At 56.9% G+C, this 14,626-nt stretch carries 13 protein-coding genes and 3 pseudogenes; 11 read left to right on the top strand and 5 right to left on the bottom strand.

The genetic code is table 11. The features are described from left to right. Nucleotides 1–65: 65 nt before the first annotated feature. Nucleotides 66–224, top strand: a complete 159-nt coding sequence (locus ACMX3H_RS06650; RefSeq protein ID WP_415210246.1) for a hypothetical protein — start codon at nt 66–68, stop codon at nt 222–224. A gap of 498 nt (nt 225–722) precedes the next feature. Here ACMX3H_RS06650 and argR read toward each other — a convergent pair whose 3' ends face one another. Further along, nucleotides 723–1,193, bottom strand: coding sequence for a transcriptional regulator ArgR (gene argR / locus ACMX3H_RS06645; RefSeq protein WP_025244748.1), 471 nt, complete (start codon nt 1,191–1,193; stop codon nt 723–725). Nucleotides 1,194–1,456: 263 nt separating this feature from the next. Between argR and mdh the strand changes: the two genes are divergently transcribed. Continuing rightward, nucleotides 1,457–2,395: a malate dehydrogenase gene (mdh, locus tag ACMX3H_RS06640; protein ID WP_415210245.1), complete on the top strand. Its 939-nt coding sequence runs from the start codon at nt 1,457–1,459 to the stop codon at nt 2,393–2,395. Nucleotides 2,396–3,148: 753 nt separating this feature from the next. After that, nucleotides 3,149–3,526, top strand: a complete 378-nt coding sequence (locus ACMX3H_RS06635) for a DNA-binding protein (RefSeq protein ID WP_415210248.1) — start codon at nt 3,149–3,151, stop codon at nt 3,524–3,526. A gap of 43 nt (nt 3,527–3,569) precedes the next feature. Here ACMX3H_RS06635 and ACMX3H_RS06630 read toward each other — a convergent pair. Next, nucleotides 3,570–3,832 (bottom strand): annotated as a pseudogene (locus ACMX3H_RS06630) (helix-turn-helix domain-containing protein). Between the two features lie 186 nt (nt 3,833–4,018). Here ACMX3H_RS06630 and ACMX3H_RS06625 point away from each other — a divergent pair. Then, nucleotides 4,019–4,399 carry a DNA-binding protein gene (locus ACMX3H_RS06625; protein WP_415210244.1) on the top strand — a complete coding sequence of 127 codons (381 nt, stop codon included), beginning with the start codon at nt 4,019–4,021 and terminating at the stop codon, nt 4,397–4,399. Between the two features lie 90 nt (nt 4,400–4,489). Here ACMX3H_RS06625 and ispB read toward each other — a convergent pair whose 3' ends face one another. Beyond that, nucleotides 4,490–5,461 carry an octaprenyl diphosphate synthase gene (ispB, locus tag ACMX3H_RS06620; RefSeq protein ID WP_415210243.1) on the bottom strand — a complete coding sequence of 324 codons (972 nt, stop codon included), beginning with the start codon at nt 5,459–5,461 and terminating at the stop codon, nt 4,490–4,492. A gap of 255 nt (nt 5,462–5,716) precedes the next feature. Here ispB and rplU point away from each other — a divergent pair, with 255 nt between their 5' ends. From rplU to ACMX3H_RS06590, 6 genes and pseudogenes are all read left to right on the top strand, one after another. Continuing rightward, the gene (gene rplU, locus ACMX3H_RS06615; protein ID WP_415210242.1) at nt 5,717–6,028 is read left to right on the top strand and encodes a 50S ribosomal protein L21; all 312 of its coding nucleotides are present in this window, start codon (nt 5,717–5,719) and stop codon (nt 6,026–6,028) included. 15 nt (nt 6,029–6,043) lie between these two features. Then, nucleotides 6,044–6,301, top strand: coding sequence for a 50S ribosomal protein L27 (rpmA, locus tag ACMX3H_RS06610; RefSeq protein ID WP_025423587.1), 258 nt, complete (start codon nt 6,044–6,046; stop codon nt 6,299–6,301). A gap of 89 nt (nt 6,302–6,390) precedes the next feature. After that, a pseudogene (locus ACMX3H_RS06605) lies at nt 6,391–7,340 on the top strand (DMT family transporter). Between the two features lie 16 nt (nt 7,341–7,356). Continuing rightward, entirely contained in the window at nt 7,357–8,526 is a 1,170-nt protein-coding gene (gene cgtA / locus ACMX3H_RS06600) for an Obg family GTPase CgtA (protein ID WP_415210241.1), read from the top strand. 1,326 nt (nt 8,527–9,852) lie between these two features. Beyond that, nucleotides 9,853–10,233, top strand: coding sequence for a hypothetical protein (locus ACMX3H_RS06595; RefSeq protein ID WP_415210240.1), 381 nt, complete (start codon nt 9,853–9,855; stop codon nt 10,231–10,233). A 579-nt stretch (nt 10,234–10,812) separates the two neighbouring features. Continuing rightward, complete coding sequence (locus ACMX3H_RS06590) at nt 10,813–11,862, top strand: hypothetical protein (RefSeq protein WP_415210239.1); 1,050 nt, start codon at nt 10,813–10,815, stop codon at nt 11,860–11,862. A 32-nt stretch (nt 11,863–11,894) separates the two neighbouring features. On the opposite strand, the pseudogene dacB reads toward ACMX3H_RS06590, so the two are convergent. Continuing rightward, nucleotides 11,895–13,314: pseudogene (gene dacB, locus ACMX3H_RS06585) on the bottom strand (serine-type D-Ala-D-Ala carboxypeptidase); the annotation flags it as partial. 259 nt (nt 13,315–13,573) lie between these two features. Here dacB and greA point away from each other — a divergent pair. Next, the gene (greA, locus tag ACMX3H_RS06580) at nt 13,574–14,050 is read left to right on the top strand and encodes a transcription elongation factor GreA (protein ID WP_415210238.1); all 477 of its coding nucleotides are present in this window, start codon (nt 13,574–13,576) and stop codon (nt 14,048–14,050) included. A 145-nt stretch (nt 14,051–14,195) separates the two neighbouring features. Here greA and yhbY read toward each other — a convergent pair whose 3' ends face one another. Beyond that, entirely contained in the window at nt 14,196–14,489 is a 294-nt protein-coding gene (gene yhbY, locus ACMX3H_RS06575; protein ID WP_415210237.1) for a ribosome assembly RNA-binding protein YhbY, read from the bottom strand. Nucleotides 14,490–14,626: the final 137 nt, after the last annotated feature.

Raw genomic sequence — 14,626 nt, 5'->3', positions numbered from 1 at the left:
CATCGCCGGATTATCCATGATCTGACAGCCGTCCCTTATAGGATGCGGGTTCACTAGGCATCGTAGTGGAACATATTCTTACCGGGCCATACAACAAACCCACCAATAATTCAAGACGTCCTCCACGGGGCGCTTACCTATTTGCCAAGGTGAAAAAACCTACCCAGAGTAAGGCTATGTTAATAAAATGCAGTTTATCTTACCGCATCCGGCACTGTGAATGATGGCCGGATAGGGCGCGCGCGCGCTGCGCATCCATCGGGAAGCATGGGGATGCGCGTTACGCGTTTTGGGGTAATGTGCTGATACGCGCTTCGCATCCGCAGGGCAGCGCGACGTTGTAGGTTGCACGTCCGCTGGGACGGTGCGCCGATAGGGGTTGCATGTTCGCTGGGGCAGTGTGCCGAGGTCGGTTGCACGTTCGCAGGAGTCGCACGCGGATGCGCGTCGCGCATCCGCCTGAGTCGCGCGCCGATGGGGCGCGGTAGCTTCTGGGCATCAAAGCGACCGCCGGGGGGAGCCGGCGCTGGCGAAGGGAGCGTTAAACGTCGAAAGCGAGGTCCTTTGTCCCCTGCGGCACGCTGGGTTTTATGCCGCGGCGAGGCGCACGACCGGCAAGCTTAGTCCCAGCAGGCGACGACGACAGCCCCGGCAACGCCGCCGGCATAGCGCATCCCCTGCGCAGTCGGCCCTGTCTGCAGCGAACGCGAGCCGCGGTGGAATCAGAGCTCTTGGTTAAAGTGGACCAGAATAAATTCATACAGTCGTTTAACCGAGAAGCCAGGCGCGGGCGTGGTGAAGACCGTATCATCGCCGGCGATGGTGCCGAGGATCCCTTCTGATTTTCCCAGCGAATCCAGCATCCGTGCAATAAGTTGTGCCGCGCCGGGGCTCGTATGGATGACCACCAGCGCATCATTATGATCCACATCCAGCACCAGATTTTTCAGCGGGCTGCTGGCGGTGGGAACGCCCAGCTCCGCCTGTAGGCAATACACCATTTCCATCTTGGCATTGCGGGTGCGCACAGCGCCGAATTTAGTCAGCATGCGCGAGACCTTGGATTGATTAATGTTCTCAAAGCCCGCCTCCTGCAGCGCAAGCACAATCTCGCCCTGAGAGCTGAATTTTTCCTCTTTCAGCAGCGCCTTGAACGCCTTGACCAGTTCTTCCTGTTTCGATTGATTTCGCATGTTTTACCGCAGAGTAAGCTGATTATTTAATGGATTATTATGCATATTTATGAATTTTTATGCAATGAGATTGCTGCCGGTGACAGCTTTCACTGTCCATGGTGGGTGAAAAGCCCACAACTTGCAACCCGCCTACCGATGGCCTGCTTCTCCACGCGCTGTCGCAATCTTGGTGTTAATCAATTGTCTTTATTAGGCGATGCCTTTATGCTTTTCAGTAGAGTAATAGATGCCATTCTTCGTAGGGATATAAGGAGATAACAATGAAAGTCGCACTGCTCGGCGCGGCAGGCGGCATCGGCCAGGCGCTGGCGCTGCTGCTAACAACCCGTTTACCCCAGAATGGGGAACTCTCGCTGTATGACATCGTGCCGGTAACGGCGGGGATTGCCGTGGATCTCAGCCACATTCCCTCGCCGGTGAAGGTGCGTGGTTTTTGCGGTTCAGATGCGTCCCCGGCGTTACTTGGCGCCGATATCGTGCTGATCGTGGCGGGTGTCGCCCGCAAGCCCGGTATGGATCGCGCGGATCTGTTTAATGTTAATGCCGGCATTGTGCGGCAGTTGGTCGGCCAGGTGGCGGTATGTGCGCCACAGGCGCTGATCGGCATTGTCACCAATCCGGTGAATACCCTGGTTGCCATCGCCGCCGGCGTGCTGGCGCAGGCCGGGGTCTATCAGCCGCAAAAGCTTTTTGGTATCACCACCCTTGATGTCATCCGCGCCAACAGTTACGTGGCGGACATGAAAGGCCTGAGCCCGGATCAAATAGAGGTGCCGGTGGTAGGCGGCCACTCTGGCGTCACCATTCTGCCTTTGCTATCGCAGGTGCCAGGTATCACTTTCAGTGATGAAGAAGTGAATCTCCTGACGCGGCGCATCCGCAACGCCGGCACCGAGGTGGTGGAGGCCAAAGCCGGCGCCGGATCGGCCACGCTCGCCATGGGGTATGCCGCGGCCTGCTTTACGCTGTCGCTGGTGCGGGCGCTACAGGGGCAGCAGGGGATAATCGAATGCGCCTATGTCGAAAGCGAGTCAGATTTTTCTCGCTTTTTTGCCCAACCGCTGCTGCTGGGGCCGCAGGGCGTCAGTGCGCGTCGGTCGTTGGGTATCCTCAGCGACTTCGAGCAGCAGGCGCTGCAGGGTATGCGCGCGGCGCTAAATCAGGATATTGCGCTCGGCGAACAGGTCCTGCAGCAGTAGCCCGCCGCCGTCGTGAAGATAAGGCGCTGTGATCCTTACGTCGGCGCGGCCCTTCATTATCATTGCCGCCGGGTGCGGTCTGTTATTTGCCGGCGAAGCCGGCATTGTTTTATCGGGCGTCTCGCCCGGGCTGGGGGCATTGCCGCGCCGGGGAGTCCGATGGCCCTGCGCGCCCCGGTGAGTGTGGCGGCGCTGCGCCGGCGAAAAGGGACGCCTGGACGCCACGCTGTGATTGTCTCGACTTCTCTTAGGGTGTCGGTGGGGGGATTAAATCTGCGCTAGGCAGTTCATCGCCGCCGCGGGGTATAACGATGAAACTTTTCCTTATGCCAAATACTATTTCTGGCCCGATTTCCGTGTCAAAAACTTAGCGGTAACGCCATTTTTTTTCCCTTTTCTCGGCTATTCGTTTTCACCTAAAACTTATTTATTAAGATATAATCTATTTAATTATAGTAATAGAACATATACTATTATTATAATTCAATTAAATTGATAATGAATGATTTTTATTAATTTTTTTTTTATTCTAATAGCTGGCATTGATCTCATTTTTTAATGCCACCTTTGATCCAATGCGCTTTTTTTGTGTTGTAATTAGCGTTACGACAAGTCTTTAATGTTATACATTAAATGTTGTCGTAATAGCGGAACGGGAATCAGGTGCCGTAAATTCCACAGTACCTGCCCAAACCGTGCGATGGCGATAGCGCCAGGCTGTCACCATGACAAGGAGGGGGATTAAAGATGGAAATAAAAAAAGAATGGATTGCAACGCACGAATTGATTGGGGTAGGTGGACTACCCAAAACACGACAGGGACTGAATCGGCGAGCCAGGGAGGAGGGCTGGCAAAAAAGGCGGCGCGAGGGTGCGCGCGGCAAAGCGGTAGAGTATGCCTGGCACAGTTTGCCGGACATGGTGAAAAAGACGCTTTCTTTAAGGACCAACCCGGCGGAGTACCAACTCTCCCCTCAGGAGACGTCGGCAACCTGGAACGAAATTCATCGGCAACTTTCCGATGCGGAGCGCGATTTTATCGTCTCCTTTATCGTACGTGAGGGTGTGTTGAACCTGTTAAAGCGTCTGGACTATCCCGACGAGCCGGTTAACGACGTCAGGCCGGAATGAAATAATGCGCCGGGGAAGGTATGGCCCTCCCCGGCGCCGAGGGTTAGCGCTGGCGTATCAGGCTTTTCCTATCGAGTAATTGATTGGTTTCCGGGTCGATATAGCGACTGGGCCATATCACCGAAGGATGGACCTCCAGCACATCGGCGATGAGCCATTCACCTTTGGGCCAGGGCCGGGTGAGGACGTTCGCCAGCGTGGATGAACTCAACCCCGCCGCGCGCGATACCGCTGCCAGGGAGGTTCCGCGTTTACGGAGTGCCGCGATGATATCCGCAGGTGCCAATCTGTATTCCTTTCGCTCATATTTCGTTCCTTGTGCTGTAAGACAAACGCTGGTTAACGGTATAACTAACCAATTCAGATAAAACGATGGCAATGGTCATAGCCTTTAGTTGGAAAATATATAGCACTAAACCTCCTAAAAGTTTTCAATTATGTTCCAAATAAAATCTAATTTGTTATGCAGGTCGAATTCGGAATGAAAATCTTATGAAACAAGCCTGGTCTAACACGCAGGAACTGCTGTTTGTTGCCGGACTGCCCGGTACCCGTCAGGGGCTTTGTGATCTTGCCAGGCATGAAAAATGGAACCGGCGGCGCAGAAAAGGGGCGCAGGGGCGGGGAATGGAGTATGCATTCGATAGCCTGCCGGCGGTGGTGCAAAAAGCGCTGATGCGCCGGGAAATGCGGGATGGGGACGACGTCGAGTGGTCGCTTGAAGCGCCAGCGGAGGGGGTATCCGTGGCCCTGGCGACCTGGATAACCATCTACCGGCAACTGACCATGGAAGAGCGGGAGCGGGTGATTGCTTTTGTCATGCGCGAAGGCATCGGCGCGTTTATCGTACGGCTGGGGCTGCAGGAAGAGTAACGGTAGGCACCACGACCGCGTTATGCCGTGGCTTGCCGTTCAAAGACGGCAATTTTCCAAAGATATACCTTTCCTCTCACGATTACGCGATCAAGCGTCGCGCTGCACCGCCACATGGGCCAGGCCCTCTAGCGCATCGCGGTAAGGGGAGGGCGACAGGCAGTCCAAACAGGCGATAGCTTTGTCCGCTTCCTTTTCCGCGCACCGGCGGGTGTACCCCAGGGAATCGCATTGGCGCATGGTTTCCAGCACCGTCTCCAGCAGATGGCGTCCATTGCCTTGCTCGATCGCCTGGCGGATCAGCGCCGCCTGTTCCGGCGTGCCGTTACGCATGGCGTGCAGCAACGGGAGCGTCGGCTTACCTTCGTTTAGGTCATCGCCAGTATTCTTACCCAGCGTTTTCCCGTCCGCGCCGTAATCCAGCAGATCGTCGATGAGTTGAAAGGCGGTGCCCAGATAACGGCCGTAATCGCGCAGCGCCGCCTCCTGGCGGGCATCGGCGCCGGCCAGGATGGCGGAGGACTGCGACGCCGCCTCGAACAACCGCGCGGTTTTGCTATAGATAACCCGCATATAGCTATCGATAGTGATATCCGGATCATTGCAGTTCATTAATTGCAGCACTTCGCCTTCAGCGATAATGTTAACCGCCTCGGACATCAGCTTAAGCACCCGCAGGGATTCCAGCTCGGTCATCATTTGAAAAGCGCGGGTATAGATGAAATCGCCGACCAACACGCTGGCGGCGTTGCCAAACGCCGCATTGGCCGTCGCTTTGCCGCGGCGCATGTCCGATTCGTCCACCACGTCGTCGTGCAACAACGTGGCGGTATGGATAAATTCAATCAGCGCGGCGACGGTGACATGCTGCTTGCCCTGATAGTGCAGCGCGCGCGCCGCCAGCACCGCAATCATGGGCCGGATGCGTTTGCCGCCGCCGCTGATGATGTAGTGGCCGAGCTGATTTATCAGGGCGACCTCTGAGTTTAGCTGCTCGCGAATTGCCGTGTTGACCTCCGCCATATCCTGCGCGGTCAGTTCAGTAATTTGTTCAAGATTCATTATTTTCTATCGGTTTGTAGGTATACCGTCAGTGTAATGCCGCACACGGGACCGGATGGCGGAAAGAGTGTTACTGATTGTACTTGAAAAACGTAAGAGATAAATGGCGATGAAGAAACTGCACCTTTTTCGCTTTCTGTATGTATTCTGCACTTGTCTTTAGTGAGATTCTTGCGTAGAATTCGTACCTATTGTGAATATTTATAGCACGCTCCAGGCGATTACAGATTGAGCGTGCGGAAAGCGGAGTTTTTTATGTACGCGGTTTTCCAAAGTGGTGGTAAACAACACCGGGTGAGCGAAGGTCAGACCGTTCGCCTTGAAAAGCTGGACATCGCAACGGGTGAAACTGTTGAATTTAACCAGGTTATGATGATTGCCAACGGCGACGACATCCAGATCGGCGGTCCTTTCGTGAACGGCGGCAAGATCACGGCGGAAGTTGTGGCTCACGCTCGCGGCGATAAAGTGATGATTGTGAAATTTCGTCGCCGTAAGCACTTCCGTAAGCATCAGGGCCACCGTCAGTGGTTCACTGACGTTAAAATCACCGGTATTGGTGCTTAACAGGAGAGCAGACTCATGGCACACAAAAAGGCTGGCGGCTCCACACGTAACGGTCGCGACTCAGAAAGTAAACGCCTGGGCGTTAAACGCTTCGGCGGCGAAACGGTAAATGCCGGCAGCATCATCGTCCGTCAGCGTGGAACGAAGTTCCACCCGGGGACCAACGTAGGCTGCGGTAAGGATCATACGCTGTTCGCTTTAACGACGGGTAAAATCCAGTTTGAAGTGAAGGGCCCGAAGAACCGTAAATTTGTTAGCATCGTTGCTGAATAAATTTTCCGTTCTCTGATTGGCGAGTAAAGCCCCGCACCTGGTTGCGGGGCTTTTTACTTTATTCCGCTGTTTTACGCTCACCGCTTATCATGAAAAATACGCAGCTGGCGGGCATCGGCATTGCGCTCGCTTTAACCACCGCCATGTGCTGGGGCGCGCTCCCCATCGCCATGAAGCAGGTCCTAACCACCATGGAGCCTTACACCGTGGTTTGGTACCGTTTTTTAATGGCCGGTATGGGGCTGCTGCTATTGGCGCCGCGCAGGCAATTGCCGCCGCTGCGGCTGTTTTTCCGCTGGCGCTGGCTGATACTGCTCGCGGTGGCGACCGCCGGGCTTTTGGGCAACTTTGTCTTTTTCAGCACGTCGCTGCAATATTTGAATCCAACCGCCTCGTAGGTCATCGGCCAGCTGTCGCCGGTGGGCATGATGCTGGCGAGCGTCGTCATTCTGAAAGAGCGCATGCGCATCACGCAGCTGATTGGCGCCATCGTGCTAATAGGCGGTCTGCTGATGTTTTTCAACAGCAGCCTGCGCGAGATTTTTACCCGCCTGACCGCCAATACCCTGGGGGTGATTTTTGGCTGTTGCGCGGCGATGGTATGGGTGAGCTATGGCATGGCGCAAAAAGTCTTGCTGCGGCGCCTGGCGTCGCAACAGATTCTGTTGTTGCTGTATATTTTGTGTACAATAGCGCTAACGGTGGTGGCAAAGCCGCTGACGCTTCTGCAATTAACCGGCGGCCAGTTGGCCTGTCTGCTGTTCTGCGGCCTGAATACGCTGGTGGGATATGGCGCGCTGGTAAGCGGCGCAAGTGAGCGCCATTATTACCCTGACGCCGCTGTTTACCCTGATTTTTTCTAATTTGCTGGCGCTGTTCTGGCCCGCGGCCTTCGCGCCGCCCGCCGCTGAACTTTGTCGGCTATAGCGGCGCGGTTGTAGTGGTGGTGGGCGCGATGTGTTCCGCTGTCGGTCACCGCTGGTGGCCCGGGCTGAAAAGACGGGCCCCGGCCGCGGTTATCAAGCCGCTCGGCAAATGAGTTATGGAGAGTTATCATGAAGTTTGTTGATGAAGCCACCATTTTGGCGGCGGCGGGCGACGGCGGCAACGGCTGCGTCAGCTTTCGCCGGGAAAAATACATCCCCCGCGGCGGGCCCGATGGCGGCGACGGCGGCGACGGCGGCGACGTGTGGCTGCTGGCGGATGAAAACCTGAATACCCTCATCGATTACCGTTTTGAGAAAAACTTTCGCGCCGAGCGCGGAAAAAACGGCCAGAGCCGGGATTGTACCGGTAAGCACGGCAAAGACTTCGTTATCAAAGTGCCGGTGGGTACGCGGGTGCTGGATTTGGGTACCAACGAAGTCATGGGCGATATGACCCGCCACGAGCAGCGGCTGATGGTGGCCAAAGGCGGTTTTCACGGCTTGGGCAACACGCGTTTCAAATCGTCGGTCAACCGGGCGCCGCGGCAGAAAATCGACGGTACCAAAGGCGAGATCCGCGAGATCCAGCTGGAACTGATGCTGTTGGCTGACGTCGGTATGCTCGGCCTGCCCAACGCCGGCAAGTCCACGTTTATCCGCGCGGTATCGGCGGCCAAGCCAAAGGTGGCGGATTATCCGTTTACCACGCTGGTGCCAAGCCTCGGCGTGGTGCGTGTGGATAACGAACAGAGCTTCGTGGTGGCGGATATTCCCGGACTGATCGAGGGCGCGGCCGACGGCGCTGGTTTGGGTATTCGTTTCCTTAAGCATCTGGAGCGTTGCCTGGTGTTGCTGCATCTTATCGATCTGGCGCCGGTGGACGAGTCCGATCCGGTCGAAAACGCCCGCATTATCGTCACCGAGCTGGAACGCTACAGTGAAAAGCTGGCCGCCAAACCGCGCTGGCTGGTATTCAACAAAGCGGATCTGCTTGACGCTGAGGAAGCGGCGGCGCGCGCCAAGGCCATCGCCGAGGCGTTGGGTTGGGAAACGCAATACTATCTGATTTCCGCCGCCAATCACGACGGCGTGAAGGCGCTGTGCTGGGATGTGATGGCGTTTATCAACGCGCATCCTAAAGAGCAGGCTGCGCCCGAGGCCCAGCCGGAAAAAGTGGAATTCATGTGGGATGATTATCACCGCGATCAGCTCATGCAGGCGGAAGCTGAAGAGGACTTGGATGATGATGATTGGGATGAGGACGATGAAGACGGCGTGGAAACAATCTATCAGCGCTGAGCATTATTAACTCTTTTCCTCCCCCAACGGTCATGGGATCGTCCGGTCGGCGATAGCCGATCAGTAAGTGCTTACTGGCTATGCCCGCCTCCCCCAGCAGCGATCTTGCCGGCTAACCGCGCGTTGCGGTTGGGAGAATGTCTTCCAAGGACGTAAGATATTTCCATTGCGGGCCATTCGTCTGGGGGCAAATCCTCTTGCCTGCCGCCCGTTTAGAACGGTAGATTGGCCCTATCGCTGAAGAATCCGCTGAAAATAACCGGTTCTGAATAAACCGTCTTTTCTTCATGTCGCTGCCGCGGCTCTCATACTACCCTGGTCACTAAAGCCGCGAGAAAGGCTATACGCAGCGCCTACTGCCTGCTGCCCGTTGCATTTCATCCGTCTAACATGACCCGGCCGTCAGGATGGGCGGCACATGTCCTCAATGATGCGTGCGCTATCCCTCAGGTACCCTCCCTGAAGGCGGGCCCGGCAGTGTCTGAATGTTGGCGGCATCACGCCATTACGCGGCGCGGCCCGAGCGGCGTTGCGAGGTATTACTTCGACCCAATGGAACTGAACAGGAGTCATTATGCCGAATACCATGGATGTAAGGCAAAAAGGAGGATTGAACGCTTCCCGTCAATCCACATCGCCGTGTTCACCCGGCGCGGGAACGCCACAGACCCCGCCCCGGGTCCCCCGCCATGATCGAACGTCGGGCGGTAAGGCCGGCGATGCCGCGCTGCCCGCGCGGGCGTTCCTCGGTGCCTGCAGCCGCGAGGAACTTCCCGCTGATGATAAATGCACTGCTAAAGAAAACATTACGGCCCCACCCGCGGCCCAACGACGGAGCAAAGGCTGGTCCTTTGCCCCCTTCGCCGCGGGCGGCGGCCTCTGCTGCGATGGCCCGTACCGACCCCGAACGCCCGCCGCAAACCAATAATGACAGGCGTTCGGGCAGTGCGGTTACCGATCTAGGCAACGCCACCGCCCGCAGGCTGCGTCAGTCCGGCGGCGGGAGCCCGGCTAGCCCGTCCCCCGGCAAAGAGCCTCGGGGCAAAAACCGCTCTCGCCATGGCGTAAAAAAACATCAGAAGCCGGAACACACGTCCTACCGTAACCTACGCTACGCCGCACTTAACGCGACCGCCGGCGAAGCGGACACCCTAATGTCGCTCCCCACTGCCGCCCTGGCTCGAGGGTCAATTCCCTCGGCGATCGGCATCAACGGTTACGGGCCTGACGCGCACGCACGGATACCACACTTACCGGCGAGAGTCGGGGTCAGGTTATCGCGATAATGTCTGCAGCGACGGCAGGGACCGCGTTGCACAGATGAGGATGACAAGCGTCCCCTGGCCCGGGGCCATTGCCGGCTGCGGCTGGCGCAATATGATGTGTATGCTGGCGGCCAGCGTCATTGACATCTCGGCGCAAGGTAGCAGCGGGACCCGGGTTTTTAGCGCCTGGAGACCTTATTGCCCTGGGCCGACGGCGGGAGACGTCAAGCCTTCAAACGAAACCCTGAGCGGTTATGGCGATCTTGTCGGTGGATTATGGACGGGTACCGCGAGTAGGGGTAATGCGCTTCCGGCGATAGGCACCGCCTTCGGCGGTGCGATGGCGAGAGCGCTTAGCGCCGCGTCCGGTGGGGTTGAGAAGAGGATGGCCGCGCCGGGCAATAGCACGGTGGCCGCCGTATTCGGATTGTCGGGCACGTAGGAGTTCAGGGCGCCGGCTACGGCGGTGTCTGCCGCTATGGTTAAGCGCGAGCCAGTCAATGCCGCGTGCCCGCCGTGGACGCGCCCGCTGTCGCTATGGTTAAGGGCCAGCCGGTAAACGTCGCGCCCCCCGTCGAGGACGCGTCAGCCGCCGCTATCGTTAAGGGCGCGCCGATAAACGCCGCGTTGCCCGCCCCGCCGCGGGTCCGCCCGTCACCTTATCCCCGTTCGGCGTTGCCGTCACGCCCTGTGTGACGGAGGCTATCTATGCGCCCGTCCCTCCTCAAGCGGCGCAGGCTATGGCTGCTCCGGCCAACGAGCCCCTATCGGAACTCAATGCACATAACGCGGAATGGGATGCTATTTTGACATGCCTTGCCGAAGTCATTGAGGGAATGAAAGACGCCGCACAGAGTACCGCCGCCGTCCGGATCGTCCGCCGCAGTCGAGCAAAACGCCTACCGCCCGGCGCATGACCTGAGGTCGTCGCAACAGACGCAGAGCGTGTCGCTTTTTCCCCTGGCGCGCTACACGCCGTCCCCCCCTTCCGACATCGCGACTGGCCAGTTTCATTCATCCCATGGGGTACTATAAATTCCTGTTCGAGCGTAAGCAGGACTTGACCGCGGATTTAGACGCCACGATAAGAGCGTACTATGCACGGAACGAAATTCGACGTTGTGAGGCGGCGGGCTGGGAAGAGGGCAGAGTGATGGCGTATCTGCATAATTTCAAAGTCCATGTGTATTCGTCGTATGGCAAGCCGATGCAAACCATCCCTCCCTGTTTTCAGTATCTGCGGCAAAACTTGAAGCGCTTCATCCATGAGGTCGAGCTGGCCCATGAATATGTCAGGCGTGCGCTTGAGATCTATTTCGACGAGATCGAGAATACGCTTACGGGGCCGCTGAAAATTGCCGGCGATAGTAGCATCAGACGCTATCTCAGCGGCGTGCTGCATACCCATGATGATCTTATCCTCACCCAGGCCATTTTACGGCTACGCTATTATCTCATCAATCTCAATGACTACCTTCGGCATCACAAGACGAATATTCTTTTCGCCTCGTCGAGAACACCGGACCAGCCCTTCAGCTACGATCCGACCATTCCGCTGGGCGTGACCCTGCCCAATGATGCGGGAAATAGGGTGGTGATTATGGTGGATAACGACAGGGTTGAAAAACACTATCCAATGCATGTCACCATCCTGCATGAAATCTCCCATATACAGGCCGGCGCCCAGGATTTTCTGTTCCTGCCGGGAAAAGGCCAACCTGTGGACGTCACGACCATCCTAAAGCAGTTCTATGATGCGATTAATAATCGCAATGGCGAGACGCTGCCCTACGCGAAAACCTTCGTTAAGGGCTATGAAAATTTCTGCAAATTGCGGCCATTAACGCCGCTGGAATTTATCGAGCGGGTCAGAGCGGACAAAATGCTGCAGGCCAATATCATCATGGACAACGCCGATTGTATCGCGCAATTTATCGTCGACATCGGTCAAGGCCGCCCCTATACCCGCAATGACAACGGTACGCTGCGGCACATCGAGCACCTGATGGCCGCCATCTGCTGCCATGATCTGCGGAAATTGTTTGAAAAAATCATCGCCAGCCGCTTGTAGCGCAGAAGGGTGTCGCCCGGCCTGCGAGTGGCTATATCTTTATACAACCGGCTCTCGAAACGTACCAGCGGAACACGCCGCGCGCGTTGATCCGCCGGCGGCACCGCGTAGCCGGAGAGATATTGCACAAACGCCATACGTTGACCGCTGGCGGTGGTGATAAAGCCCGCCAGGTTGTAGACGCCCTGTAGCGAGCCGGTTTTCGCCGACACTTTACCGTCGACCCCTGCCTCGTGCAGACCCGCGCGGTACATGAGCGTGCCGTCATAGCCCGCCAGCGGCAGCATGGAGATAAAGTCCAGCGTCTGATCGTGCTGACCGATATATTGCAACACCTGCATCATGGTGGCGGGGGGAAATCAAATCGTGGTGCGACAGACCGGAACCGTCCACCTGGATACTGTTGCCCAGATCAATGCCCGCCTGCTGACGCAGGATCTGGCGCACCGCATCCGAGCCCGCGCGCCAGGTGCCCGGCACTTTGAAGCGTTCGTGGCCTATCATGCGAAAAACTGTGTCGGCAATCATATTGTCGGATTTTTTCAGCATAATATGCAGTAAATCGTGCAGCCGTGCGGAAGAGGATTGAGCCAAAACGTGTCCCGGCGGACTGGGCTGCGTCTGGCGCAGAAGTGTGCCGTTCAGCGTGATATCCGCCTGCTGCAATTCGTCTTTAAGGACGGCGCCGGCATAGCTGGCGCCGTCCTTAAAGACGAACGCCAGCGGTAGCGGTTCGGCGCGCTGGGTCATACAGCCGGTGAGGGTAAAGCGGTTAAGCTCTCCCGGCACCACGTCCAGCTCGCAATATTGTGCAGCGCCGTCGCCGCGGGCCAGGGTGCGCACCTGGCTGAACATATGCACCGGGTAATAAGAGACGACGCGGATAAACGCCGGCTCCCCGGCCGTCCGGGCGCTGTAGAGCGACACCGAAAAACAGTTGCGATCAACAATGGCCGCGCCCGGCGGTGCACTAAAGCATTGCGTCAGATCGTTCCAGGGCCAGCCGGGGGCTTTGTCATGGCTGGCAAACACCGAGGTATCGATAATCAGGTCACCGGTGATTTGTTTGATGCCCTGCTTGCGCAGTTCGGCCACCATATTGCGCAAGCGCTGTCGGGTAAATGTGGGATCGCCGCCGAAGCGCGCGGTCAGGTTGCCGCGCAGCACGCCGCCCACCGGTGCGTTGGCCGCTTCGAGGGTGGTGGTAAAGCGGTAGTCCGGGCCCAGCTGTAACAGCGCCGCCAGCGCGGTGAGCAGTTTCATGGTGCTGGCGGGCAAGGCCATCTGCTGACTGTGATAATCAATAACGGGCTGCGGGGCCCCCACTTTTTGCACCATCAGCGCCAGGTTGGCGCCGTCGGGCAAATATTCCGTATAGTTTTCAACCGGCGCCACCTGTGCGGAAAGCATGAAAACACTGGTCAATCCTATGACAAATCGTAAAAAACGCATAATTTTGGGCAACGGCAAAGTAACTTGCTGTCATACTACGGTGCAAACAGGGATAAAGTAAACGATGACCCACACCGAACTCTGCGGTAAAATACGTATCAAAATGCAAAACTGAGGCTGGCCTGGGAAGCAATTCCGGGGGCGCTTCCTTTTGCTTTGCGCTTGGTGAGGGGCGTGTGCCAAACGCGCGTCGCGCCAGCGCCTGTCACGCCAGGACGGCGATTATTTTAGCAGGAAGAATTTACATAGAGGTACAATTATGAACCAGATTCCGATGACCCTGCGCGGCGCTGAAAAACTGCGGGAAGAGCTCGAATATCTTAAAAGCGTCCGTCGCCCCGAAATTATCCGGTCTATCGCCGAGGCCCGCGAGCACGGCGATTTAAAAGAAAACGCCGAGTATCATGCCGCGAGGGAACAACAGGGCTTTTGCGAAGGCCGTATCCAGGAAATAGAAGCCAAACTTTCCAATGCGCAGGTGATCGATGTGACCAAGCTGGCCCCGAGCGGCCGGGTCATTTTCGGCGCCACGGTCAGCGTGGAGAACCTGGATAGCGAAGAGAAGCAAACGTACCGCATCGTCGGCGACGATGAGGCCGATTTCAAGCAAAACCTGATTTCCATTAATTCTCCCATCGCCCGCGGGCTGGTGGGCAAGGAAGAAGGGGATATCGTCGTCATCAAAACTCCTGGCGGCGAGGTGGAGTACGAGATCCTCAAGGTGGAGTATCTGTAAGTGTCCGGGCGGCGCCGCAGCCGGCCTCCGTCCGCTTATATCCCCCCCACGGGCCGCCGCTGGCTTTGTAAAGAAAAGCAAAAGGCCGCGGGTGGTCTTTTCCTGTGGGTCGGAGAGTGGCATCTTTCCATCGGAAAAGATGATGTTAGCGGGGCAGCGTAATTTTCCGCTCTGCAGCCGGCCGGTACAGCAGCAGAATATTGCCAATAACCTGTACCTTGCTGGCGCCGCTTTCACGAACGATGGCATCGGCGATCAGCGTTTTGGTCTCGCGCTCTTCCGCGGCAATTTTCACCTTGATAAGCTCATGATGTTCCAACGCCTGTTCGATTTCGGCGAGCACGCCTTCCGTCAAGCCGTTATTGCCCAGCATGACGACAGGCTTCAGCGAATGGGCCAGCCCTTTAAGATGCTGTTTTTGCTTATTATTCAGATTCATTTGTGTTTTTTACTTAGGTTGGGATTGAAAACGGCATATTCTACCGCCATCTCATACATATCGCCAAATCGGCGTCCGTCGATATCGGCGCATGGGCGGCCAAATCTTTCCACCGCTGCACTCTTTACAAGATAGTT

It is taken from the genome of Sodalis sp. (in: enterobacteria) (assembly GCF_047607725.1).
In the GTDB taxonomy this organism is placed as follows: domain Bacteria; phylum Pseudomonadota; class Gammaproteobacteria; order Enterobacterales; family Enterobacteriaceae; genus JBLKSS01.
This window is presented reverse-complemented; position numbering and strand designations above follow the sequence as displayed.

What these genes read in the sequence shown, in the direction of transcription:
- ACMX3H_RS06625 (WP_415210244.1), top strand. Translation starts at nt 4,019, where the DNA reads ATGAAACAAGCCTGGTCTAACACGCAGGAACTGCTGTTTGTTGCCGGA.
- greA (WP_415210238.1), top strand. Translation starts at nt 13,574, where the DNA reads ATGAACCAGATTCCGATGACCCTGCGCGGCGCTGAAAAACTGCGGGAA.
- ACMX3H_RS06595 (WP_415210240.1), top strand. Translation starts at nt 9,853, where the DNA reads ATGACAAGCGTCCCCTGGCCCGGGGCCATTGCCGGCTGCGGCTGGCGC.
- ACMX3H_RS06590 (WP_415210239.1), top strand. Translation starts at nt 10,813, where the DNA reads ATGGGGTACTATAAATTCCTGTTCGAGCGTAAGCAGGACTTGACCGCG.
- rplU (WP_415210242.1), top strand. Translation starts at nt 5,717, where the DNA reads ATGTACGCGGTTTTCCAAAGTGGTGGTAAACAACACCGGGTGAGCGAA.
- cgtA (WP_415210241.1), top strand. Translation starts at nt 7,357, where the DNA reads ATGAAGTTTGTTGATGAAGCCACCATTTTGGCGGCGGCGGGCGACGGC.
- ispB (WP_415210243.1), bottom strand. Translation starts at nt 5,461, where the DNA reads ATGAATCTTGAACAAATTACTGAACTGACCGCGCAGGATATGGCGGAG.
- mdh (WP_415210245.1), top strand. Translation starts at nt 1,457, where the DNA reads ATGAAAGTCGCACTGCTCGGCGCGGCAGGCGGCATCGGCCAGGCGCTG.
- argR (WP_025244748.1), bottom strand. Translation starts at nt 1,193, where the DNA reads ATGCGAAATCAATCGAAACAGGAAGAACTGGTCAAGGCGTTCAAGGCG.
- yhbY (WP_415210237.1), bottom strand. Translation starts at nt 14,489, where the DNA reads ATGAATCTGAATAATAAGCAAAAACAGCATCTTAAAGGGCTGGCCCAT.
- rpmA (WP_025423587.1), top strand. Translation starts at nt 6,044, where the DNA reads ATGGCACACAAAAAGGCTGGCGGCTCCACACGTAACGGTCGCGACTCA.